Source organism: Nocardia sp. NPDC005825 (genome assembly GCF_040630175.1).
Classification (GTDB): Bacteria; Actinomycetota; Actinomycetes; order Mycobacteriales; family Mycobacteriaceae; genus Nocardia.
The window spans coordinates 88794-109631 of sequence record NZ_JBEXXC010000017.1; the positions used below are offsets into that span (position 1 = coordinate 88794).

Here is a 20838-nt window from a genome sequence, read left to right on the forward strand (position 1 = left end):
TATCCTGCCACCGACCTGCTGGAACCGGCTGTTAAGACTCTGAAAAGTTAGGGTCCTTACCGCGTGCGACCCGGTCAGCGTGACAATCCTCACCGCCGGGCATCCACCTGGCAACCGGGGTCGCCGCATGGTTGCGGCGGCCGCCGGAAGAGTGCCGACAACATATACGATTCCCCGCTCGTCCGCCGATCGACGGGCGTCGGCGACCCGCCGCCGGGCGGCGCATAAGCTGAGTCCATGGCACGCATCACCGGCTCATGGCTGTCCGGACCGAACGCCGAATCCGGAGACAACCCGCTCGGTGACTACCAGGGCAAGGAACTCGGCCTCCCGGCCTCCGGCCCCGGCGCGCTCGCCCCCTTCACCCGCCGCGTGCTGGCGGTACTGGTCGACTGGTTCATTTCGATGGGCCTGGCCGCCATCATCGTGCGACCCGACGCGGACAAGATCCTGTCGAAGATGACCATCCCGAAGGGACAGCAGCCGCCCTCGCATTTCGAGGTCATCACCCAGGCGCTGTCGACGCCGACGCTGGCGGTGTGGTTCGTGCTCGGGATCATCGCGGTCACACTGTTCGGGTTCACGCCGGGGCAGTACTTCCTGAAGATCAAGGTCAGCCGCGTGGACGCCGACGCGCCGGTCGGTTTCCTCCGGGCGCTGGGCCGCCAGCTCATCCTGCTGTTCGTCATCCCCGCGCTGTTCACCGACAGCGACGGCCGCGGCATGCACGACCGCGCCACCGGCACCGCCCTCGTCTACAGCCGCTGACCTCGCGCGGTCACCGCGTTCACCGGCCCCGATCACGGCTCCGGCCGGCTCCGGTCACAGATTTGTACTCGGGGCGATTCGAACACATCACGCCGCGCCGAGTCGGCGCGGATCAGGCGCGTTACCTGCGATGCTGTTGGTGCAGTGTGTTGCAAGGCGTTGCCAAATGTTCACCGCTGTTTGCTTTCGATCGGTATGGTGGCGGCGATTTGCCCTGATGCAGCCACCTGGCCGTCGTCCGGGCGGTAGCTGTTGCTGTGCCGATGGAGGGATCGATGGTCGAGGACTACCGGGCGGCCGCGCGGACCCTGAGCCGGCGGTCCCTGTTCGCGACCACCGGACTGGTTGGTTTGGCCGCAGCGGGTGCGGCCGTCGCGGCCGGTGTGAACGCCGCCACCGAAGCCGACGGCGTCCAGCGCACCCAGCACGCCGAGGACGTCGGCCAGACGGCCATGGGCGTCGCCCCGATCATCAGCACCGAACGCGTCTATTCGAAAGCCCGCCGGTGTGAGGTCGACCTGGTCACGATCCTGCCGCCCGGCGTCCCCGCCGAGAACATCCCGATCTCGCTGCTGTTGCACGGCCTGCACGGCACCGCCCGCAACGCCGCCGTCGGCAATATCGCCGGCCTGCTGGCCGCCGCGGTCGCCACTCGCGCCTCCCCGGCCTTCGGTTTCGTCGCCCTCGACGGCGGCGACAACTACTGGCACGACCACGGCACCGGCGACGACCCGATGGCCATGCTGCTCGACGAGGTCCCCGGCTGGCTGGCCCAGCGTCGCCTCGCCGGCAAGGACGGACAGCCCTTCGCCTGCACCGGAACCTCCATGGGAGGCTTCGGCGCTCTGGTCTACGCGCGTCGCCGCGCCGAGCAGAACCGCCCGGTGAACGCGGTAGCCACCATGTCGCCGGGTCTGCTCACCTCGTGGACCGAAATGGCCAAACGGAACGCCTTCACCAATGCCGACCAGTGGGCGGCCCTCGACCCGCTACGCAATCTCGACAAGCTCGGCCCGGCCCCCGTCGGCCTGTGGTGCGGCGACCGCGACCGCTTCATCGATGGCTGCCGCCGCTTCATCGCCACCGCCCGCCCCGAAGTGGGCCTGGTGACCCCGGGCACGCACACCGAGGAGTATTGGCGGACGGTCACGCCCGACGTCCTAGGCTTCCTCGGCCGCCACGTCCGCTGACCCTTCCGCCGAGTGGCACATCCTGGAGGGGATTCGTCCGATTTCGCCTCCAGGATGTGCCACTCGGCGAAAAGGAAAGGCCCGCATCCGGGGGATGCGGGCCTTTTCGAGATTGATCAGCGGCGGCGGATCGAGCGCTGCACGCCGCGCATCTTCGCGCCATTGGGCAGCGGGCCCTTGGGCAGCGCGGGACCGCCCCGGGTGGCGAGGGCCGACAGCCGCCCCTCGATATTGTCCATGCGCGCCGCGTCGATATTGCGCGGCAGCTTGCGCAGGTGCTTCTCCAGCTCCTTGAGCGGAACCTGGCCCTGCTCGTTGCCGATCACGATGTCGTAGATCGGGGTGTCGCCGACCAGGCGCGACACCTTCTTCTTCTCCTGTGCCAGAAGCGACTTCACTCGCTGCGGCGAGCCCTCGGCGACCAGCACCACGCCGGGCAGACCGACCACGCGGTGCACCGCGTCGAGTTGGGTGGTGGCCGCGACGCCCGGGGTGACCCGCCACTTGCCCTGCAGATTGTCCAGCACCCAGGCGGCCGCGCCGGCCTGGCCCTCGGCCTTGGCGTACACGTTCTTCTGCACCCGGCGCCCGAAGATGATGAACGCGGCCAGCACGCCCAGCACCAGACCGATCGGCAGCAGGAACCACTGCAGACCGAAGATCAGGCCGATCACCAGGAACAGCACGGTCACGCCGACGAGCGCGCCGATCATCAGCGGCAGCAGGAGCTTGTCTTCCTTGCGCTGCATCTGGAAGGCCTGCCACAGTTGGCGGCGGCGGTCCTTCGACGCCTGTTTGCGCGCCGCCTTCGCCGCGGCCTTCGCTTCCTTCGACGGATTACCGCCCTTGCCTGCTGCCATGCGGTCCAGCTTAATCGCCGGGTACGCCCGGTTCGCGATGGGATGGACACTGACGCGACCGGTCGGTGCCCGGCGGCCCGAATCGCGCTCGGCGCGAGAGCTTGTCGGCCGGAGCCGCCGCATCGGCCGGATGGACTCCGGCCGATGCGGCACTCGTGGCGTCAGACCGCCGCCCCGACCGGTTCGGGGGCCACCGCGTCGGGTGCTTCCTCGCGCGGGGTCCGCAGGGTGATCAGCGCCAATGGAATACCCACGGCGACAATGACGCCCGCGACGATAATCGCGAGGCGGTAGCCCTCGAGGAAGGCGTGCATCGGAGCCGCGCCCTGCCCGGCCACGGTCGCCGCGCGCGTGGTGAGGATCGCGCCGACGATGGTGACGCCGAGCAGCGCCGAGATCTCGCGGCTCGCATTGACCACCGCGCCCGCCGCGCCCGCGACCGCGGGCGGCATCCGGTCCATGATCGCGGTGTTCAACGGCGTCATGAGCAGGCCTGATCCGATGCCGAAGCCGATGAACGCGGGCATCAGGTCGAGGATGTGCCCGTGCTCGCCGATCGTCGAAATATCCAGCAGCGCACCGACGATGCCCGCGACGCCCAACGCCACGGTGACATTGGTGCCCAGTCGGCGCGCGGCCATCGGGGCGAGTGGCGACACCAGCACCATGGCCACCGCCATCGGAATGAACGCGGCTCCCGCCGCGGTGGGTGAGAAGCCGAGCACGTTCTGCAGATACATCGCGGTGAAGAAGTAGATGCCCATCACCCCGAAACCCCACAGCATCATCACGGCGATGCCGCCGCTGAAGGCGCGGGAACGGAACATCGACATATCCACCATCGGATCCGGCCGGCGCGATTCGATGGCGACGAACGCCGCGAGCCCGGCCGCGCCGACCGCGAAGCACCCCACGATCACCGTCGAGGTCCAGCCGCGGTTGTGTCCTTCGATCAAGGCGTAGGTGACCGCGAAGAGCGCGACGGCCGAGGTCACCAGCCCGGGCAGGTCGAGTCGGTGCCGTACCCGCTCGCGGGTTTCGTCCAGGGTCAGCGCGGTGAGCGCGAAGGTGAGGACGCCGAAGGGCACATTGATCAGGAAGATCCAGCTCCAGTCCACGTGCTGGCTCAGCACGCCACCGGTGAACGGCCCGAGCGCGAGGGCCAGTGCGCCGATGGCGCTCCACACGCCGACCGCCTTGGCGCGTTCGGTGTCGTCGGGGAACAGCCCGGCGATGATGGCGAGGGTCGGGGGTATCGCGGCGGCCGCGCCGACGCCCTGCAGCACGCGGGCCGCGATGAGCATGGCCGGGCTGTCGGCGAGTCCGGCCAGCAGTGAGGCGAGGGTGAACACGGCCAGTCCGCCGAGGAACATCCGGCGGCGTCCGAACAGGTCGGCGAGTCGTCCACCGGCCAGCATGAGCCCGGCGAAGACCAGGATGTAGCTGCTGACCACCCATTCCAGGCCGGAGATGGACAGCCCCAGGTCGCTCTGGATGGACGGCAGCGCGACGTTGACCACGTTGTTGTCGAGAAATGTCATGAACGTCGCCAGGGAAACCCCGATCAGGGCCCACCAGCGGCGGGGCAGTAGTGGCACCGCAACTCCTATACGTTGTGCCTGTACATCATTCACATACGTTGTACATGTACGTGGTACAGGAAAGCCTGTACGTTGTATATTTGTCAAGTGGCAAAAGCGGAGAACCGATTGAGCCGGGAGACCGTCGCAGACGGCGCGATCGCGCTGGCCGACGCCGAGGGCCTCGAAGCGCTGACCATCCGGCGCCTGGCGCAGGAGCTGGGCGTCACCCCGATGGCCCTGTACTGGCATTTCAAGAACAAGGACGAACTGCTGGCCGGCGTCGTCGACCGCCTGTGGGAACAGGTCGACACCACCCGCGACCGGTCGCGTCCGCTACTGGAACAGTTCCGCGCCCTGGCCGAATCGCTGGTGACGGTGCTGCGCCGGCACCGCGCGCTGGTCCCGCTGTTCCAGGTGCCCGGCGACAACGACCCGAGCCCCGGATTCCTCGACGCCACCGAGACCGCGCTCGAGATCCTCACCGAATACGGCTTCGACGTCGAACCCGCCGCCGCGATCTGCGGCAACACCCTGCGCACCGCCGTCACGCTGGTGCTGGGCGAGCCCGGCGCCCGGACCCCGCAGCAGTCCGCCGACGACAACGCCGAGATGATCCGCCGCAAGCGCCTACGCCTGGAAACCCTTCCGCGGCAACGTTATCCCCGAGTCGTGGCCGCCGCGGACGCGCTGACCTCCTGTGAAGCCGACGAGCACTACGGTTTCGGGCTCGACTTCTTCATGACGGCCCTGGCCGCGCTGCCCCTGCCCGCGCGCGCCGCCGCGGGGGAGTCCTGACCGTCAGGAGCGGCCCCCGGCTTTGGTGTGCTCGCGCAGGCTGTCGGCCAGTTGCGGTGGCATCGGCTCGTGGCGGGCGTAGGCGCGGGTGAAGCTCGCCGCGCCGTGGGCCAGTGAACGCAGGTCCACGGCGTAGCGGCTGAGTTCCAGTTCCGGGACTTCGGCCCGAATCGCGGTGCGGCCCAGCCCCGCCGGTTCGGTGCCGAGCACGCGGCCGCGGCGACTCGACAGGTCGCCGAGCACCGGGCCGACGTAGGTGTCCGAAACCACCACCAGCACTTCGGCAATCGGTTCCAGCACGCTGATGCGGGCGGTGGCGGCGGCTTCCCGCAAGGCCAGGCCGCCCGCGGTCTGGAACGCCGCGTCGGAGGAATCCACCGAGTGCGCCTTGCCGTCGAACAGCGTCACCCGCACGTCGACCAGCGGGAATCCGGACGCCACGCCGCGCAGCGCCTGGGCGCGCACGCCCTTCTCCACCGATGGGATGAACTGGCGCGGAACGACTCCGCCCACCACCTTGTCCACGAACTCGATGCCGGATCCCTCCGGCAGCGGGGCCACCTCGATCTCGCAGACCGCGAACTGCCCGTGGCCGCCGGACTGTTTCACATGCCGTCCCCGCCCGGCCGCCTGGGTGGCGAAGGTCTCGCGCAGGGCCACCTTGTGGTCGACGACGTCGACCTGCACCCCGAACCGGGACCGCAGCCGTTCGAGAGCCACCTCGCGATGCGCCTCGCCGAGACACCACAGCACCAACTGGTGGGTGTCGGGATTCTGTTCGAGCCGGACCGTGGGGTCTTCGGCCACGAGTCGCGACAGCCCCTGGGAGAGCTTGTCCTCATCGGCCTTGCCGTGTGCCTGGATGGCGACCGGCAGCAGCGGATCCGGCAGGTCCCACGGCTCGATGAGGAGCGGGCTGTCCTTGGCGGACAGGGTGTCCCCGGTCTCGGCGTGCGTCAGTTTGCTCACGCACACGATGTCCCCGGCGATGGCCTGCGGCAGCGGCCGCTGCTGTTTCCCGAACGGCGCGGACACCCCGCCGACCCGGTCGTCGGCATCGTGATCGCCGTTCGCGCCGGTGCCGTGCCCGCACACGTGCACGGTGTCGTCGGCGTGCAGGGTTCCGGAGAACACCCGGACCAGCGACAACCGGCCCACGTACGGGTCGGAGGCGGTGCGGATCACCTCGGCGGCCAGCGGCGCGTCCGGATCGCAGGCCAGCGCCGCGGACTTGCCGCCGCTGCCGGTCGCGGACACCGGATGCTCTGCGGGCGTGGGGAATCCGCGGGTGATCAGGTCCAGGATCTCGACGGTGCCCAGCCCCTGACGCGCGCCCTCGGGTGGGGGAGCGGCGATCAGCATCGGGTGGAAGCTTCCGCGCGCGACCGCTTTCTCCAGGTCGGCGACCAGTGAGGCGAGGTCGATCTCCTCCCCGCCGATGTAGCGGTCCATGAGGGTCTCGTCCTCGCTCTCGGCGATGATGCCCTCGATGAGCCGGTTGCGCGCCTCCGCCATCTGCTCGCGCTGTTCGTCGGAGGCGGGCGTCTCGACGCGTTCCCCGGTCGAGTAGTCGTAGACGTGCTGGGTGAGCAGTTCGATCAGCCCGGTCACCGGGCGGTGCCCGTCGGGGTTCTTGGGCCCGTACACCGGAAGATGCAGCGGCAGTATGGATTCCGATCGCCCGCCGCCGAGGATCTGGCGGCAGGTCTCGGCCATGTCCTCGAAATCGGCGCGTGCGGTGTCCAGATGGGTGAGCACGATGGCGCGCGGCATGCCGACGCTCGCACACTCCTCCCACAGCGCCAGCGTGGGCCCGCTGACGCCCTCGACCCCGGCGGCCGCGGAGAGAATGAAAAGGGCCGCGTCCGCTGCTCGCAGACCGGCCCTGAGCTCCCCGACGAAGTCGGCGTAACCGGGGGTGTCGAGAAGATTGACCTTGACCTTCTCCCACCCCATCGGCACCACCGACAGCTGCACCGACCGGTGCTGGCGCTGCTCGATGTCGTCGTAGTCGGAGACGCTGGTGCCGTCCTCGACCCGCCCGGCTCTGGGCACCGCCCCGGCGGCCACCGCGAGCGCCTCGACCAGCGTGGTCTTCCCCGACCCGCTGTGCCCGACCAGCACCACATTCCGGATGTCGCCGGGCCGTTCGGCCACGACTACCTTGCCGTTGACACCGTGCGATGTCGTCGTTCGCTCGACCATGGCTCGCTCCGTGGGTCGATCATTGCGGTCCTTCGAGCTTCCCACCGGCGGACCGGTCCCGTCCACGAATCGCGGGATAACTCGTGTGCGGACGACCGCGCGCCGCGTCCCTGGCGGGTCGCGGCGCGCTGTCGTCGACGTGGTGGTTAGGAGCCGAAACGGGCCAGCACGCTGGTGGCCTCCTGCGCGGCGCTGCCCTCCTCGGCCAGGTGTGCCATCTCCGGGGAGATCTCGCGGCCGTGGTGGCGCATGGCCTGCGCGTAGAGACGCCCGGCCCGGTAGGAGGACCGGACCAGCGGACCGGCCATGACACCGGCGAAGCCCATCTCCTCGGCGGCCTTGGAGTGCTCGACGAACTCCTCCGGCTTCACCCACCGGTCGACCGGGTGGTGCCGCGGGGAGGGCCGCAGGTACTGGGTGATGGTGATGATGTCGGTCCCGGCCTCGTGCAGGTCGCGCAGCGCCTGGGTGACTTCCTCGGGGGTCTCGCCCATGCCCAGGATCAGGTTGGACTTGGTGACCAGACCGGCCTCGCGGGCCGCGGTGATGACGGCGAGGGACCGCTCGTAGCGGAAGGCGGGTCGGATGCGCTTGAAGATGCGCGGCACCGTCTCCAGATTGTGGGCCAGCACCTCGGGCCGCGACTCGAACACCTCGGCCAGCTGCTCGGGCACCGCGTTGAAGTCGGGGATCAGCAGTTCGACGCCGGTGTGCGGGTTGAGCCGCTTGATGGCGCGCACGGTCTCGGCGTAGAGCCACGCGCCGCCGTCCTCGAGATCGTCGCGCGCGACGCCGGTGACGGTGGAGTAGCGCAGCCCCATGGCCTGCACGCTCTCGGCCACGCGGCGCGGTTCGTCACGATCGAGGGCGGCGGGCTTGCCGGTGTCGATCTGGCAGAAGTCGCAGCGCCGCGTGCACTGCTCGCCGCCGATGAGGAAGGTGGCCTCGCGGTCCTCCCAGCATTCGAAGATGTTGGGACACCCGGCTTCCTCGCAGACCGTGTGCAGCCCTTCGCGTTTCACCAGGCCCTTGAGTTCGGTGTATTCGGGGCCCATGGTCGCGCGGGTGCGGATCCACGAGGGTTTGCGCTCGATCGGGGTCTCGGCGTTGCGCGCCTCGATGCGAAGCAGCTTGCGGCCGTTGGGTGCGGCCGAGTTATCAGGTGTCGGGGTATCGACGGAGGTCACTGGTTCACCCTACGCTCGTGATCATTCGGCTTTGGCGTGCCCTGCGGCAGACTCATCGGTCTGCAGGGCGGGCAGCGGCTCGGGGCATTCGGCAAAGGTCTTGACGCAGCGTGAGAGCGCGTGGTCGGTCACCTTCAGATCGCCGTCGAGGGCGCGCGCGATGGCGTCGGCGACCAGCGGACGCACCTCGTCGACGGTGACGTCGCGACCGAGTTCGCGGCTCAGGGTGGTGACCCCGGCATCGCGAATGCCGCACGGCACGATCGCGTCGAAACCGTCCAGGCTGGAATCGCAGTTGAGCGCGAAGCCGTGCAGGGTGACGCCGCGCTGCACTCGCACGCCGATGGCCGCGACTTTGCGCTCGGGCCGCGACTCGCCGGCCGGCAGCCACACGCCCGAACGACCTTCCACCCGACCGGTTTCCACTCCGAGGCCGGCACAGACCTCGATGAGCGCTTCCTCGAGCCGCCGCACATAGGCCACCACGTCGACCGGTTCGGCCAGCCGCACGATCGGATAGCCGACCAATTGCCCCGGCCCGTGCCAGGTGATCTTCCCGCCCCGGTCGACCTCGATGACCGGGCTGCCGTCGGTGGGCAGGTCCTGCGGTTCGGTGCGGCGTCCGGCGGTGAAGACGAACGGGTGCTCCAGCATCAGCAGCCGGTCTTGTCCGATTCCGTCGGCGCGTTCGGCGGCGATCCGCCGTTGCAGCTCCCAGGCTTCCTGGTAGTCGATGAGGCCCAGATTCTCGACGACGAGGGGTGTGCCGTCGAAGCGGGCGGATACCGCACGGGGTAACGGTGCGGTGGCCGTACTGCTCTCACTCACGATTCCGACGCTACCCCTCCGGGGAAGTTCAGCTGCATGAGCGTCAGATCCATCCAGCGCCCGAATTTGCACCCGACCTCCGGCATCTGCCCGACGACCTTGAAGCCGAATTTCTCGTGCAACCCGATCGACGTGCGGTTACTCGACTCGATCGCCGCGATCATGGCGTGCACGTCGCCGCTCTCGGCCCGCGCCAGCAACGCCCGCATGAGCGCGGTGGCCACCCCGCGGCGATGGAATATATCTGACACGTACACCGAGTTCTCGACCGAGAACCGGTAGCCCGACTTGGGCCGGAACTGCCCGTAACTCGCGTACCCCGCCAGCTTGCCGCCGATCTCGGCGACCAGCACCGGATGGCCGGCCCCGGTCCGCGCCGCGAACCAGGCCTCGCGCTCGTGGATGTCGGCGAGTTCGGTATCCCAGATGGCCGTGGTCTCGGCGATGGCGTTGTTGTGGATCACCAGAATCTCGGGCAGATCGCTCTCGCGGGCGTCCCGCACCACCACGTCGGACGGTTGATTGGTCACGCCCCCACGGTATCCGCGCGGTTGCTGTGACGCGCACGCGCCCGGCGTCACCGCGGGAGGCGGAATCAGCCCGAGTGGCCCAGCGTCGCGGTCAGCGCCGCGCCGATGGTCGGGTGCTGGAACTGGTACCCGGCGTCCTCCAGCGCGGTGGGAATCGCCCTGGGCCCGTGCAGAATCGCCTCGTCGGCGAACTCGCCGACCGCCAGCTTCAACGCGAACTCGGGCACCATCAACGGCGTCGGCCGATGCATGACCCGCCCCAGCGCCCGCGTGAACTCGGCATTGGTGACCGGTGCGGGACCGCACATATTGACCGGCCCGGACAGGTTCCCGTGGGTGAGCGCGTAGATGATCGCCCCCACCTCGTCGTCGAGCGAGATCCACGGGACGTACTGCCGCCCGCTGCCGAGCCGCCCGCCGAGCCCGAGATAGTAGAGCGGGTACAGCATTCCGAGCATGCCACCGTGGCGCGCCAGCACCACCGCCGAACGCAGCAACACCGTGCGCACTCCGGCGTCGGCGGCCTGTTCGGTCGCGGCCTCCCAGTCGGCGCAGAGCCGGGCCAGGAATCCTGTTCCGGCGGGGGAACTCTCGGTGACGACCCGGTCGCCGGTCTCGCCGCCGTAATAGTGCGCGCCGCTGGCGTTGACCAGCGTCGGCACTCCGGCGGCGGCGACCGCGGCGGCCAGGACGTCGGTGGGGACGATGCGGCTGTCGCGCAGCTCCTGTTTGTAGCTGCCGTTCCAGCGCCGCCGCCCGATGCTCGCGCCGCAGAGGTTCACCACGGCGTCCGCACCGCGCAGCGCGCGTTCGTCCAGGTTGGAACGGACCGGATCCCAGGTGAATTCGTCGCGGGCGTGCACGGGACGGCGCACGAGGCGGGTGACCTCGTGCCCGTCGCGGCGCAGGGCCGCGACGAGTGCCGTCCCGATCAGTCCGGACGAACCGGCGACCACGATCTTCATCCGATCCAACCCCCGACCCGTCTCCGTTCCGGCCTCAGAGGCCCAGGTCACCCTCGAACGCGGCCTCTTCCAGACGGTGCTTGATCGTGGTCACGAAGCGACCCGCGTCGGCGCCGTCGATGAGGCGGTGGTCGTAGGTGAGCGGCAGGTAGGCCATCGACCGGATGCCGATGAACTCGTTGCCGTCGTCGCTGATCACCATGGGGCGCTTCACGATCGCGCCGGTGCCCAGCTCGGCGGCCTGCGGCGGCACCAGGATCGGGGTGTCGAACAGCGCGCCGTTCGAGCCGATGTTGGTGATGGTGAAGGTGCCGTTGGCCAGCTCGTCCGGCTTCAGGCCGCCGGTGCGGGCCCGGTTGGCGATATCGGCGATGGCGCGCGCCAGTCCGGCCAGCGACAGGTCGTTGGCGTTGTGGATGATCGGCGAGAGCAGACCCTGCTCGGTGTCGACCGCGATACCCAGGTTGACCACCGAGTGGTAGGTGATCTCCTTGGTCTCGGAGTTGTAGGAGGCGTTGATGTTCGGGTGCACGGCCAGCGCCTCGATGACGGCCTTGGCGTAGAACGGCAGGAACGTGAGGTTCACGCCCTCGCGCTGCTTGAACGCGGCCTTGGCGCGGTTGCGCAGGGACGCGATCTTGGTCATGTCGACCTCGTGCACCTGGGTGAGCTGCGCGGTGGTCTGCAACGACTCGAGCGTCTTGGCCGCGGTGATCTGCCGGATGCGGGTGGCCTTCTGGACCGTGCCGGTCAGGTGCGACAACGACGGACGCGGCGCGGCGGCGGCAGCGGCCGGGGCGGCCGGAGCAGCGGCGGCGGGCGCGGCGGCAGCGGGGGCCGGAGCCTTCTTGGCCTCCGCGGCGGCGAGCACATCCTGCTTGCGGATGCGGCCGCCGACTCCGGAGCCGGTCACGGCGGCGAGGTCGACGTTGTTCTCCGCGGCCAGCTTTCGCACCAGCGGGGTGACGTAGGGGCCACCGTTGCTGGAGGGCTCCTCGGCCGGGGTCGCCGCGGCCGGAACCGGGGCGGTCTTCGGCGCGGGAGCCGGGGCCGGAGCGGCCGGGGCGGGCGCGGGAGCCGCGGCGGCCGGAGCCGGAGCGGGAGCGGGAGCAGGCGCGGGGGCCGGAGCGGGCGCCGGGGCCGGGGCGGCCGCGGGGGCGCCGCTGCCGATGACACCCAGCTGTCCGCCGACCTCGATGACGTCGTCTTCCTGCGCGGAGATCTCCAGCAGGGTGCCCGCGACCGGGGACGGGATCTCGGTGTCGACCTTGTCGGTGGAGACCTCGAGCAGCGGCTCGTCGACGGCGACCTGGTCGCCGACCTGCTTCAGCCAGCGGGTGACGGTGCCCTCGGTGACGGACTCACCGAGCTCCGGCATCTTGACCGGGGTGCCGGAGGCGGCAGCGGCGGGGGCGGCGGCCGGAGCCGGGGCGGGTGCGGCGGCGACCGGCTGCGGGGCCGGGGCGGGAGCGGCCGGCGCGGGGGCCGGGGCAGGGGCTGCGGCGGGAGCCGGGGCGGCGGCCGGGGCCGGAGCGGAACCGGCCTCGCCGATCACGCCGAGTTCGCCGCCGACCTCGATGACGTCGTCCTCCTGGGCGACGATCTTCACGAGAACGCCTGCGATCGGGGACGGGATCTCGGTGTCGACCTTGTCGGTGGAGACCTCGAGCAACGGCTCGTCGACCTCGACCGTGTCTCCCTCCTTCTTCAGCCACCTGGTCACAGTGCCCTCGGTGACGCTCTCACCAAGAGCCGGCATCTGGACGGAGAAGGTCATGTCCGTTGACTCCTCTGACTGCTCGTCGGGTTAAACAGTTCGTCTCTCCGCGGGCGTGGCACCGCGGGTCGCGGTGTCGTCCCGGACGGCCATCGAACGGCGATGGCACCGGAGATCCGTGTTGGTTCTTGTTCCAGCCACCCATCCTTGCATTCGTCCGGGTGCGGCGTGTCACAGGGCGGCGGTTGTGCCGACCTCTCTGCGCCACATTTCCCGGCGTGAGCGTCGAACGCCACGGCGCGCGGGTGAAATAGCGGGATGCCATGACACGTATCACGTTTGCGCCGTCCCGGCCTTTCCGGTGTGCCGCTCACCGGACCCCGCACCCCCGCTGAGTCGATTCTGAAGGGATTCTGTGCAGCTGCTATGGAAATCGCCGATCGTCTGGCGCGGTGGGCGTGAGCTGCGCACTATCGAAGTATCCGGCGGTTTTCCGAAGCCGGGGAGGAGGTTGACGGGAATGGGTTTCCTGGATCTGTTCGGGCGCAGCGGCGCCGAGCGCCGAGGCGAGGCCGATCCGGCCGACATGGCCCATCTCGTGGCCTGGACGCGAAACCATTACGGCGTGGAGGCTTTCGTCGAGCCGCGCACCACAGTCACCGATGTCACGGTCCTGCTGGTCGCGCATGACGGCGAATGGACCCGCCGGGTGGTCGGCGAACGCGGTGCGCAACGCCTCTCAGGCGCCCTCGGCATCCCGGTCTACGACGCACGCCGCATCGGCTACCCCCAGCGCATGCGCGACTACGAGGCCCGCCGCCGCGCTCCCGCCCGCTGACGCCGAGCGGCACATCCTGGAGGCGTTTTGCCCGAAAGCCCCTCCACCGTGTGCCACTCGACGGATACGCCGACGCCCGCCACCGCGATCAGTGCGGGGCGGGCGTCGGTGTGGGGCTTGGTTGTTCGCTATTCGGCGGCGATGTCCTCGAGGGTGCTGATCAGTGTGCGGACCGGAACGCCGGTGCCGCCCTTGCCGATGTAGCCGAACGGTCCGCCGGTGTTGTAGGCCGGGCCCGCGACGTCCAGGTGCGCCCACTGCACGCTCTCGGACACGAATTCCTTGAGGAACAGGCCCGCCGACAGCATGCCGCCCCAGCGATGCGGCGCGACGTTCTGCAGATCCGCGATCTTGGAGTTCAGGTCGGCGCGCAGTTCCGCGGGAAGCGGCATGGCCCAAGCGTTCTCGCCGACGGCCTGCGAGATGCGCGCCACCCGGTCGCGGAAGGCGTCGGTGCCCATGACGCCGGGGGTGCGGGTGCCCAGCGCCACCATCTGGGCGCCGGTGAGGGTGGCGACGTCGATGACGTAGTCCGGCTCGTCCTCGGCCGCGCGCACCAGTGCGTCGGCCAGGATGAGGCGTCCCTCGGCGTCGGTGTTGATCACCTCGACGGTGGTGCCGCCGTACTGGGTGAGCACATCACCGGGCCGCTGCGCGGTGGCCGAGGGCATGTTCTCGGCCATGGGCACGGTGGCGATGACGGTGAGCGGCAGGCTCAGTCGCGCCGCCAGCAGCGTGGTGGCGATGACCGCCGCCGCGCCGCCCATGTCGGAGGTCATGTTCTCCATGGACTGCGCGGGCTTGATGGAGATGCCGCCGGTGTCGAAGGTGATGCCCTTGCCGATCAGCGCCACCTTGGGGTCGCCGCCGGCGTAGGTGATGCGGATCAGGCGCGGCGGCCGCGAGGAGCCCTTGCCGACGCCGAGAATGCCGCCGTAGCCCTGGGATTCGAGTTCGGTCTCGTCGAGGACCTCGACCTGGAGACCGGCCGCCTTGGCCAGTTCGGCCGCGCGGTTGGCGAATTCGGCCGGGAACAGGTCGCTCGGCGGGGTGTTGACGAAATCGCGTGCGGTGGCGACGGCTTCGGCGATCGCCTGCGCCCGGAACAGCTCCTCCTCGCCGAATCCCGGTGCGGGCACCAGGAATTCGACGCGCTGCACCGGCTGTTCCTCGGGCTTGGGCGCGCTCTTGGCGGACTTGAACGCGGTGAACTGGTACGCGCCCAGGTAGAACCCCTCGGCCGCGGCACCCAGATCCAGGCCCGACAGCGTGGTGACCGCGGTGGCGACCCCGGTCAGCGCCCGTCCGGCCGCACCGGCCGACTTGCGCACCTGCTCGGCGTCGAGCTTGTCCGCCGCCCCGAGCCCGACCGCCAGCACGAAGTCCACGCCCAGCCCGGCGGGCGCGGGCACCTTGGTGACCTCTTCGCCCTTGCCCTTGGCTCCGACGGCCCGCAGCGCGCTCAGCAGGGCGTCGCGGGTGTCACCGTCGAGCACATCCTCGAACGCGTCAGCGGGCGCGATGACCGGCCCGTCCTCCGACGAGGTGAGTCCGATGACCAGGACATCGGCCTCCCCGATGCCCACGGTGCGGGCGAGTACCGGCCCGAGCGAACGATCTGCAACAGCTGTCATAGCTGCCCACGTTACTGCGCCGCCCCGGCCGCAGCCGGTTGGGCGCGGACCGCACGATAGATTGCTCTGTGATTGCTGTTTGCCCCGAATCGTCTCGGCACGAAAGGGTGACCACATGGCGTCACGGAGGAAGGTGCGCACGGCCGGATCGGCTGTAGCCCTGGTCGGGGTCACGTTCGCGGGCTGCCTGCTGACAAGTTGCTCCTACACCGACGAGGCCCCTGCGCCGACCACCGTCACCACGCTGCCGTCGATACCGCCGACTTCCGTCCAGCCCGAGCACAATGTCGGCGACGACTGCTCCGACGGCCGCATCGTCGCCCAGTGGGGCCTGACCCCCGACGGCCAGTGGGTGTGCATCCCGAAGGAACAGGCCACCTCGACCGAGCCCACCCCGCCGACTCCCGCCGGTGAGCCCGGCGCCCGCTGACCGCTCGGCGAATTCGCGGAAAACCTCTGGTCTGGACGGGTTTTCGTCAACAGTCCTCGAACTCTGTTTCGACCGTTTTCCCGTACTTCCCGCCCCCGTCGGCGACTGGGAGGATCCCGGTGCTACTTCGCGCCGTTGGCGGATCCGGAGGCGGATCCGGTCAGCAGCGGCAGCAGGAACTGCAGGAAGGCCGGGTTGCACGTGGGCGGCTGGGAAGAGGTGCAGCCGTAGTCCGCCGAACCGATCGGGCTCGCGGCCTGCGGTGCGGCGGTCGCCACGGCGGAGGCGGCCAACTGGGCCGGGACGAGTAGGGCGCCCGCGAGGGCGATACCGGCAATGCGCTTGTTCATCGATACCTCGTGTCGTTCCGATCGGCCGAGGCTGGCCGACATGAATTTGAAAGGTATCGTTTCGAACCCTCGCGGCGCTGCCCCTGCTTCTCGGGTCACCGCCGCATACGCCCGGTTTCGCTCGGCGCACCCGCGCGCCGCCGTCCCGCGCCCGCGGTGGTGGAGCGGTGCCGGCCGTGGAAAACCTCTGTTCGGGAAGGGTTTTCGTCAACAGTCCTCGACGTCTGTTTCGCCCGGTTTTCCGCCTTTCCGGCTCCCGTCCTCCCTACCCTGGAACCGACGGGCGCGCAGGAGGTTCCAGTGGCGAAGGCGAGATTCCAGCGGACGAAGCCGCATGTCAATGTCGGCACCATCGGCCATATCGACCACGGCAAGACCACGCTCACCGCGGCCATCACCCGGGTCCTGCACGACCGATATCCGGATCTGAATCCGTTCACGCCCTTCGAGGCCATCGACAAGGCCCCCGAGGAACGCCAGCGCGGCATCACCATCTCCATCGCGCACGTCGAATACCAAACGGAGAACCGGCATTACGCGCACGTCGACTGCCCCGGGCACGCCGACTACATCAAGAACATGATCACCGGCGCCGCCCAGATGGACGGCGCGATCCTGGTGGTCGCCGCCACCGACGGCCCGATGCCGCAGACCAAGGAGCACGTCATCCTGGCCCGGCAGGTCGGCGTCCCGAAAATCGTGGTCGCGCTGAACAAGTGCGACATGGTCGAGGACGAGGAGATCCTGGAGCTGGTCGAACTCGAGGTGAGCGAACTGCTCAGCGAGTACGAGTTCGACGGCGACAACAGCCCCATCGTGCGGGTCTCCGCCTTCCAGGCGCTGTCGGATCCGGCGGGGGCGTGGGGCGCGACCATCACCGAACTGCTGGCCGCCGTGGACGACTGGATCGATACCCCCGCCCGCGAGGTGGAGAAACCGTTCCTCATGCCCATCGAGGACGTCTTCACCATCACCGGCCGCGGCACCGTCGTCACCGGCCGTATCGAGCGCGGCGTGCTCAAGGTCAATGCCGAGGTCGAGATCGTCGGCATCCGCCCGAAGACCACGAAGACCACCGTCACCGGCATCGAGATGTTCCGGAAACTCCTGGACGAGGGCCAGGCGGGGGAGAACGTGGGCCTGCTGCTGCGCGGAGTCCGGCGCGAGGACGTGGAACGCGGCCAATGCGTCATCAAGCCCGGTTCGGTCACCCCGCACACCCAGTTCGAGGGCCAGGCCTACATCCTGTCGAAGGAGGAGGGCGGCCGTCACACCCCCTTCTTCAACAACTACCGCCCCCAGTTCTACTTCCGCACAACCGATGTCACCGGCGTGGTGACCCTGCCGACGGCCGTGGAGATGGTGCTGCCCGGCGACAACGTCGCCATGGAAGTCGTGCTGATCCAGCCGATCGCCATGGAGGTCGGCCTCAAATTCGCCATCCGCGAGGGCGGCCGGACCGTCGGCGCGGGCCAGATCACCAAGATCCTGAAATAGCCCGGCCGCCCCGCGTTTAGCCCATCTCCTCGAGCGCCTTGCCCTTGGTCTCGGGAACGAACCTGAGCACGAACGGAATCGAGAGCAGCGCGAACAGCGTGTAGATGACGTACGTCCCCGACAGATTCCAATCCGCCAGGCTCGGGAAGCTGGCGGTGATGACCCAGTTGGCGATCCACTGCGCCGACGCCGCCACACCCAGCGCGGCCGCGCGCAGCCGGTTCGGGAACATCTCACCCAGCAGCACCCACACCACCACTCCCCACGACAGGGCGAAGAACAGCACGAAGCTGTGCGCGGAGACGAGCGCCACGATGCCCTGGGTGTGCGGCAGGCTCACGCTGTTCCCGGACCCGGACTTGTAGGAGAACGCCCAGCCCTCCAGCGCGAGGGAGATCGCCATGCCCGCGGAGCCGATGAGCGCCAGCGGTTTCCGCCCGATCCGGTCGACCAGCAGCATGGCGATCACGGTGCCGACGATATTGATGATCGAGGTGGTGAACGAATAGAAGAACGAACTGGACGGATCGATGCCGACCGACTGCCACAGCGTCGCCGAGTAATAGAAGACGACATTGATGCCGACCAACTGCTGGAACATCGACAACCCGATACCGATCCACACCACCGGCAGGAACCCGAACTTCCCGCCCAGCAGATCCTTGAACGTCGACCGGTGCTCGCTGTGCATGGCCCGCTCGATCTGCGCGACCCGAGCGTCCAGATCCCCTTGCCCATGCTCGACCTCTGCCAGTACCTGCTTCGCCTGCTCGATCTTGCCGACCGAGATCAGGTACCGCGGCGACTCCGGAATCGTGAAGGAGAACAACCCGTACAGCCCGGCCGGGATCACCATCACCCCGAGCATCCACTGCCAGGCCTCCAGCCCCGCGATGGTCCCGCGCTGCTCACCGCCCGCCATCTTCAGGATCGCGAAGTTCACCAGCTGCGAGGTCGCGATGCCGATCACGATGGCCGCCTGCTGGAACGAGGCCAGCCGCCCGCGATACGCCGGCGGCGACACCTCGGCGATATAGGCGGGCCCGATCACCGATGCCATCCCGATCCCGATCCCGCCGATGACCCGCCACATGGCCAGATCCCACAGCGCGAACGGCAACGCCGACCCGATCGCGCTCGCGGTGAACAGCGCCGCCGCGATCCGCATCACCCAGATGCGCCCGATCCGGTCCGCGATCCGCCCGGCGATGGCCGCGCCCACCGCGCAGCCGATCAACGCGATGGCCACCACCTGCGCCAGCGTGGCCGACCCGATGTCGTATCGACTGCGGATGGCCTCGACCGCGCCATTGATGACGGAACTGTCGTACCCGAACAGGAATCCGCCCATCGCGGCCGCCGCGGTGATGAACACGACGTAGACCAGGCTGTCGGCCCCGCGCTCCTGATCGTCCGAGGTTCGCGACCCCACCGATGAATTCACGCCGACTCCTTCGTCCGGACCCGGACCGCGGGAGCCCGAGCCATCTCTGTGGGTTCGGCCGAGATGACGCACAAACCCCGTCAGACGGCGCACTTCGACCATTGTTGCCGCCGGAATGCGTGTCAATGCTCAACGCAACGCCGAACTGGTCGCCCGTTCCACGGCACCCGGACGGCTGGGCGGCTGTCCCGCGCCGGGCCTGGTTCTGCGGCTGATCCCCATCCGGCGGGAACGTCGCCCCAGCTCAACGCCGCAACCCGGGAATGCGCGGAACCCGCAGCCGCCCCGGCCGATTCGCCCGTGCCGTCTCCCGCGCGAGCGCCTCGGCCGCCAGCTGGTCCGCCAATGCCAGCAACTGCCGCGCCGCGATCACGTCACCCCGTTTGGCCGCCTCCACCGCCGCCGACACCGCCTTCGACACCCCGCTCCGATCCGCCTCTGCACCCATACCGCTTGCCCTCCACTCGATTTCCGGTCGGGAGGTATTCGGTGCCGTGATCATGCGCACTCCTACGACTTCGGGAGGAATCGGAGATTTACGATCGCGGCACGTCTACGTTCGGGGAGGGATCATGGCCGAAGGTAAGGGCAGGGCCGGGGTTGTCGGGGGCGGAATCGGCGGTCTGGCCGCCGCGATCGCCCTGCGCGCGGCGGGCTGGGAGGTCACCGTCTACGAGCGCGCGCCCCAGTTCACCGAGGTGGGGGCGGGAATCACCCTCGCGGCCAATGCCTTGAAAGCCCTGGACATGCTCGGTGTCGGGGAAGCGGTGCGCGCCGGAGCGGTCGCGGACCGCCGCGCCTTCGCCCGCAATCAGCGCGGACGGGTACTGGTGGACGCCCGCATCAGCGACTTCACCGGTGGCCTGGTGGCCGTGCACCGCGCCGACCTGATCGCGACCCTCGCGGCCGCCGTTCCTGCGGAATGCGTCCGCGCGGGCACCCGAGTGATCGCGGTGCACGCCGATGGCCGGATCGAAACCGATTCGGATACCGAGCAGTACGACCTGATCGTGGGTGCCGACGGCGTCAACAGCGTGGTCCGCACCCGGCTGTGGCCGCAGTCCGGCCCGGTGCACCGGACCGGGATCACGGCCTGGCGATGGGTCCTCGACGCCCCCGCGCCCGACCCGGTCGGCGTGATCATGGGCATTCGAGGTGAGGCCGGCGTCGTCCCCATCACCGGAGACCGCACCTATGTCTTCACCGCCGGCCTCCCGGGCATCGACGCCCTCGATTACTTCACCGACTGGCCCGACCCGATCCCGAAACTGATCGCCGCCACCGACCGATCCGCGGTAGTCGTCGACGAGCTGCTCGAAATCGACGTCCCCCGCCAGCTGTGGAACGACCGCGCTGTCCTCCTCGGCGACGCGGCTCACGCCATGCGGCCGACCCTGGGCCAGGGTGCGGGCATGGCCTTGGAGGATGCCGTCACCCTCGCGGCGTGCGCCCCCGATCTCTCTCGCTACTCCGCCGCCCGCCGCAGCCGCGTCGCCCGGATGAGCTTCCTGTCCAAACACGGAACCCGCATGACCTCCCCGGGCTCGGCCACTCTCGCCGGTTTGCGGGACGCCGCATTCCTCGCGATTCCGAACAAAGTCTCGGTAGCGATGTTCCGTTCCAACAGCCGCCGGACCCTCGAAGGCTGGAAGCCCCCGCAGCCCTCCGCATAGTCGCCGGAAAACTGCAGGTAGAGAGGCGATTTGACTTTGGTTCGACGCACCACGTAACTTAGTCCAGGTCAGAGCGACACGGACACCGACCCGGAGCCCCAAGGGCCTGGGAAACGAGGTTGGACGAGGAGCGCCTGACGATCACACTAGTTCCACCTGACCAGCGGATTTGGTTCTGCTGTAGGGCCGGGGCTAAGCTTGAAAAGTTGCCTAGCTAGTCGAACGGGCTCACCGCTCGGATCGATGGCTTGTGCGTGTGTTCTTTGAGAACTCAATAGTGTGTCGATGAATGTCAGTGCCAAATATTAAATTTGGTTCCAATCATTCTCACCCCCGTGAGGGTG

The 20838-nt window shown here is 69.0% G+C and carries 19 protein-coding genes; 7 read left to right on the plus strand and 12 right to left on the minus strand.

From position 1 onward, the window contains the following. Positions 1-237 precede the first annotated feature (237 nt). Entirely contained in the window at positions 238-768 is a 531-nt protein-coding gene (locus tag ABZ382_RS32150; RefSeq protein WP_357096936.1) for an RDD family protein, read from the plus strand. A gap of 275 nt (positions 769-1043) precedes the next feature. Beyond that, a complete protein-coding gene (locus ABZ382_RS32155) occupies positions 1044-1958 on the plus strand; it encodes an alpha/beta hydrolase-fold protein (RefSeq protein WP_357096938.1) in 915 nt (304 codons plus the stop codon). Positions 1959-2074: 116 nt separating this feature from the next. Here the strand turns inward: ABZ382_RS32155 and ABZ382_RS32160 are convergent, their stop codons facing one another. Together ABZ382_RS32160 and ABZ382_RS32165 are read right to left on the minus strand one after the other, a co-directional pair. Continuing rightward, the gene (locus ABZ382_RS32160) at positions 2075-2818 is read right to left on the minus strand and encodes a DUF4191 domain-containing protein (protein ID WP_357096940.1); all 744 of its coding nucleotides are present in this window, start codon (positions 2816-2818) and stop codon (positions 2075-2077) included. A 161-nt stretch (positions 2819-2979) separates the two neighbouring features. Then, a complete protein-coding gene (locus tag ABZ382_RS32165; RefSeq protein WP_357096942.1) occupies positions 2980-4416 on the minus strand; it encodes an MFS transporter in 1437 nt (478 codons plus the stop codon). Positions 4417-4506: 90 nt separating this feature from the next. On the opposite strand from ABZ382_RS32165, the gene ABZ382_RS32170 reads away from it, so the two are divergent. Further along, the gene (locus ABZ382_RS32170) at positions 4507-5196 is read left to right on the plus strand and encodes a TetR family transcriptional regulator (protein WP_357096943.1); all 690 of its coding nucleotides are present in this window, start codon (positions 4507-4509) and stop codon (positions 5194-5196) included. Positions 5197-5199: 3 nt separating this feature from the next. Here ABZ382_RS32170 and ABZ382_RS32175 read toward each other — a convergent pair whose 3' ends face one another. From ABZ382_RS32175 to sucB, 6 genes are all read right to left on the minus strand, one after another. Beyond that, positions 5200-7401: an elongation factor G-like protein EF-G2 gene (locus tag ABZ382_RS32175; RefSeq protein WP_357096945.1), complete on the minus strand. Its 2202-nt coding sequence runs from the start codon at positions 7399-7401 to the stop codon at positions 5200-5202. A 146-nt stretch (positions 7402-7547) separates the two neighbouring features. After that, entirely contained in the window at positions 7548-8588 is a 1041-nt protein-coding gene (lipA, locus tag ABZ382_RS32180; RefSeq protein WP_357096947.1) for a lipoyl synthase, read from the minus strand. Positions 8589-8609: 21 nt separating this feature from the next. Next, a complete protein-coding gene (gene lipB / locus ABZ382_RS32185) occupies positions 8610-9416 on the minus strand; it encodes a lipoyl(octanoyl) transferase LipB (protein WP_357096949.1) in 807 nt (268 codons plus the stop codon). Beyond that, entirely contained in the window at positions 9413-9946 is a 534-nt protein-coding gene (locus tag ABZ382_RS32190) for an N-acetyltransferase family protein (protein ID WP_357096951.1), read from the minus strand. Before ABZ382_RS32190 ends, lipB begins: the two co-directional genes overlap by 4 nt. 65 nt (positions 9947-10011) lie before the next feature. After that, positions 10012-10911: a TIGR01777 family oxidoreductase gene (locus ABZ382_RS32195; protein ID WP_357096953.1), complete on the minus strand. Its 900-nt coding sequence runs from the start codon at positions 10909-10911 to the stop codon at positions 10012-10014. 34 nt (positions 10912-10945) lie between these two features. Then, complete coding sequence (gene sucB / locus ABZ382_RS32200; RefSeq protein ID WP_357096955.1) at positions 10946-12688, minus strand: 2-oxoglutarate dehydrogenase, E2 component, dihydrolipoamide succinyltransferase; 1743 nt, start codon at positions 12686-12688, stop codon at positions 10946-10948. Between the two features lie 460 nt (positions 12689-13148). Between sucB and ABZ382_RS32205 the strand changes: the two genes are divergently transcribed. Beyond that, positions 13149-13466, plus strand: coding sequence for an oxidoreductase (locus ABZ382_RS32205; RefSeq protein WP_357096957.1), 318 nt, complete (start codon positions 13149-13151; stop codon positions 13464-13466). 128 nt (positions 13467-13594) lie between these two features. On the opposite strand, the gene ABZ382_RS32210 is transcribed toward ABZ382_RS32205, so the two are convergent. Then, on the minus strand, positions 13595-15100 hold the full coding sequence (locus ABZ382_RS32210) for a leucyl aminopeptidase (RefSeq protein WP_357096959.1): 1506 nt from the start codon (positions 15098-15100) through the stop codon (positions 13595-13597). A gap of 115 nt (positions 15101-15215) precedes the next feature. Here ABZ382_RS32210 and ABZ382_RS32215 point away from each other — a divergent pair, with 115 nt between their 5' ends. Then, positions 15216-15530 (plus strand): hypothetical protein, encoded by a 315-nt coding sequence (locus ABZ382_RS32215; protein ID WP_357096961.1) that lies wholly within the window; start codon positions 15216-15218, stop codon positions 15528-15530. Positions 15531-15652: 122 nt separating this feature from the next. On the opposite strand, the gene ABZ382_RS32220 is transcribed toward ABZ382_RS32215, so the two are convergent. After that, a complete protein-coding gene (locus tag ABZ382_RS32220; protein WP_357096963.1) occupies positions 15653-15880 on the minus strand; it encodes a hypothetical protein in 228 nt (75 codons plus the stop codon). A 300-nt stretch (positions 15881-16180) separates the two neighbouring features. Here ABZ382_RS32220 and tuf point away from each other — a divergent pair, with 300 nt between their 5' ends. Next, a complete protein-coding gene (tuf, locus tag ABZ382_RS32225) occupies positions 16181-17377 on the plus strand; it encodes an elongation factor Tu (protein WP_357096965.1) in 1197 nt (398 codons plus the stop codon). A 16-nt stretch (positions 17378-17393) separates the two neighbouring features. Here tuf and ABZ382_RS32230 read toward each other — a convergent pair whose 3' ends face one another. Continuing rightward, entirely contained in the window at positions 17394-18821 is a 1428-nt protein-coding gene (locus ABZ382_RS32230) for a sugar porter family MFS transporter (RefSeq protein WP_357096967.1), read from the minus strand. Positions 18822-19065: 244 nt separating this feature from the next. Then, positions 19066-19269, minus strand: coding sequence for a hypothetical protein (locus tag ABZ382_RS32235; RefSeq protein ID WP_357096969.1), 204 nt, complete (start codon positions 19267-19269; stop codon positions 19066-19068). Between the two features lie 124 nt (positions 19270-19393). Here ABZ382_RS32235 and ABZ382_RS32240 point away from each other — a divergent pair, with 124 nt between their 5' ends. After that, positions 19394-20494 carry an FAD-dependent monooxygenase gene (locus ABZ382_RS32240; RefSeq protein WP_357096971.1) on the plus strand — a complete coding sequence of 367 codons (1101 nt, stop codon included), beginning with the start codon at positions 19394-19396 and terminating at the stop codon, positions 20492-20494. Positions 20495-20838 lie beyond the last annotated feature (344 nt).

Coding starts and splice junctions, on each gene's coding strand:
- ABZ382_RS32155 (WP_357096938.1), top strand. CDS start 1,044: ATGGTCGAGGACTACCGGGCGGCCGCGCGGACCCTGAGCCGGCGGTCC.
- ABZ382_RS32220 (WP_357096963.1), bottom strand. CDS start 15,880: ATGAACAAGCGCATTGCCGGTATCGCCCTCGCGGGCGCCCTACTCGTC.
- ABZ382_RS32175 (WP_357096945.1), bottom strand. CDS start 7,401: ATGGTCGAGCGAACGACGACATCGCACGGTGTCAACGGCAAGGTAGTC.
- ABZ382_RS32215 (WP_357096961.1), top strand. CDS start 15,216: ATGGCGTCACGGAGGAAGGTGCGCACGGCCGGATCGGCTGTAGCCCTG.
- ABZ382_RS32235 (WP_357096969.1), bottom strand. CDS start 19,269: ATGGGTGCAGAGGCGGATCGGAGCGGGGTGTCGAAGGCGGTGTCGGCG.
- sucB (WP_357096955.1), bottom strand. CDS start 12,688: ATGACCTTCTCCGTCCAGATGCCGGCTCTTGGTGAGAGCGTCACCGAG.
- ABZ382_RS32150 (WP_357096936.1), top strand. CDS start 238: ATGGCACGCATCACCGGCTCATGGCTGTCCGGACCGAACGCCGAATCC.
- ABZ382_RS32210 (WP_357096959.1), bottom strand. CDS start 15,100: ATGACAGCTGTTGCAGATCGTTCGCTCGGGCCGGTACTCGCCCGCACC.
- ABZ382_RS32205 (WP_357096957.1), top strand. CDS start 13,149: ATGGGTTTCCTGGATCTGTTCGGGCGCAGCGGCGCCGAGCGCCGAGGC.
- ABZ382_RS32160 (WP_357096940.1), bottom strand. CDS start 2,818: ATGGCAGCAGGCAAGGGCGGTAATCCGTCGAAGGAAGCGAAGGCCGCG.
- ABZ382_RS32240 (WP_357096971.1), top strand. CDS start 19,394: ATGGCCGAAGGTAAGGGCAGGGCCGGGGTTGTCGGGGGCGGAATCGGC.
- ABZ382_RS32195 (WP_357096953.1), bottom strand. CDS start 10,911: ATGAAGATCGTGGTCGCCGGTTCGTCCGGACTGATCGGGACGGCACTC.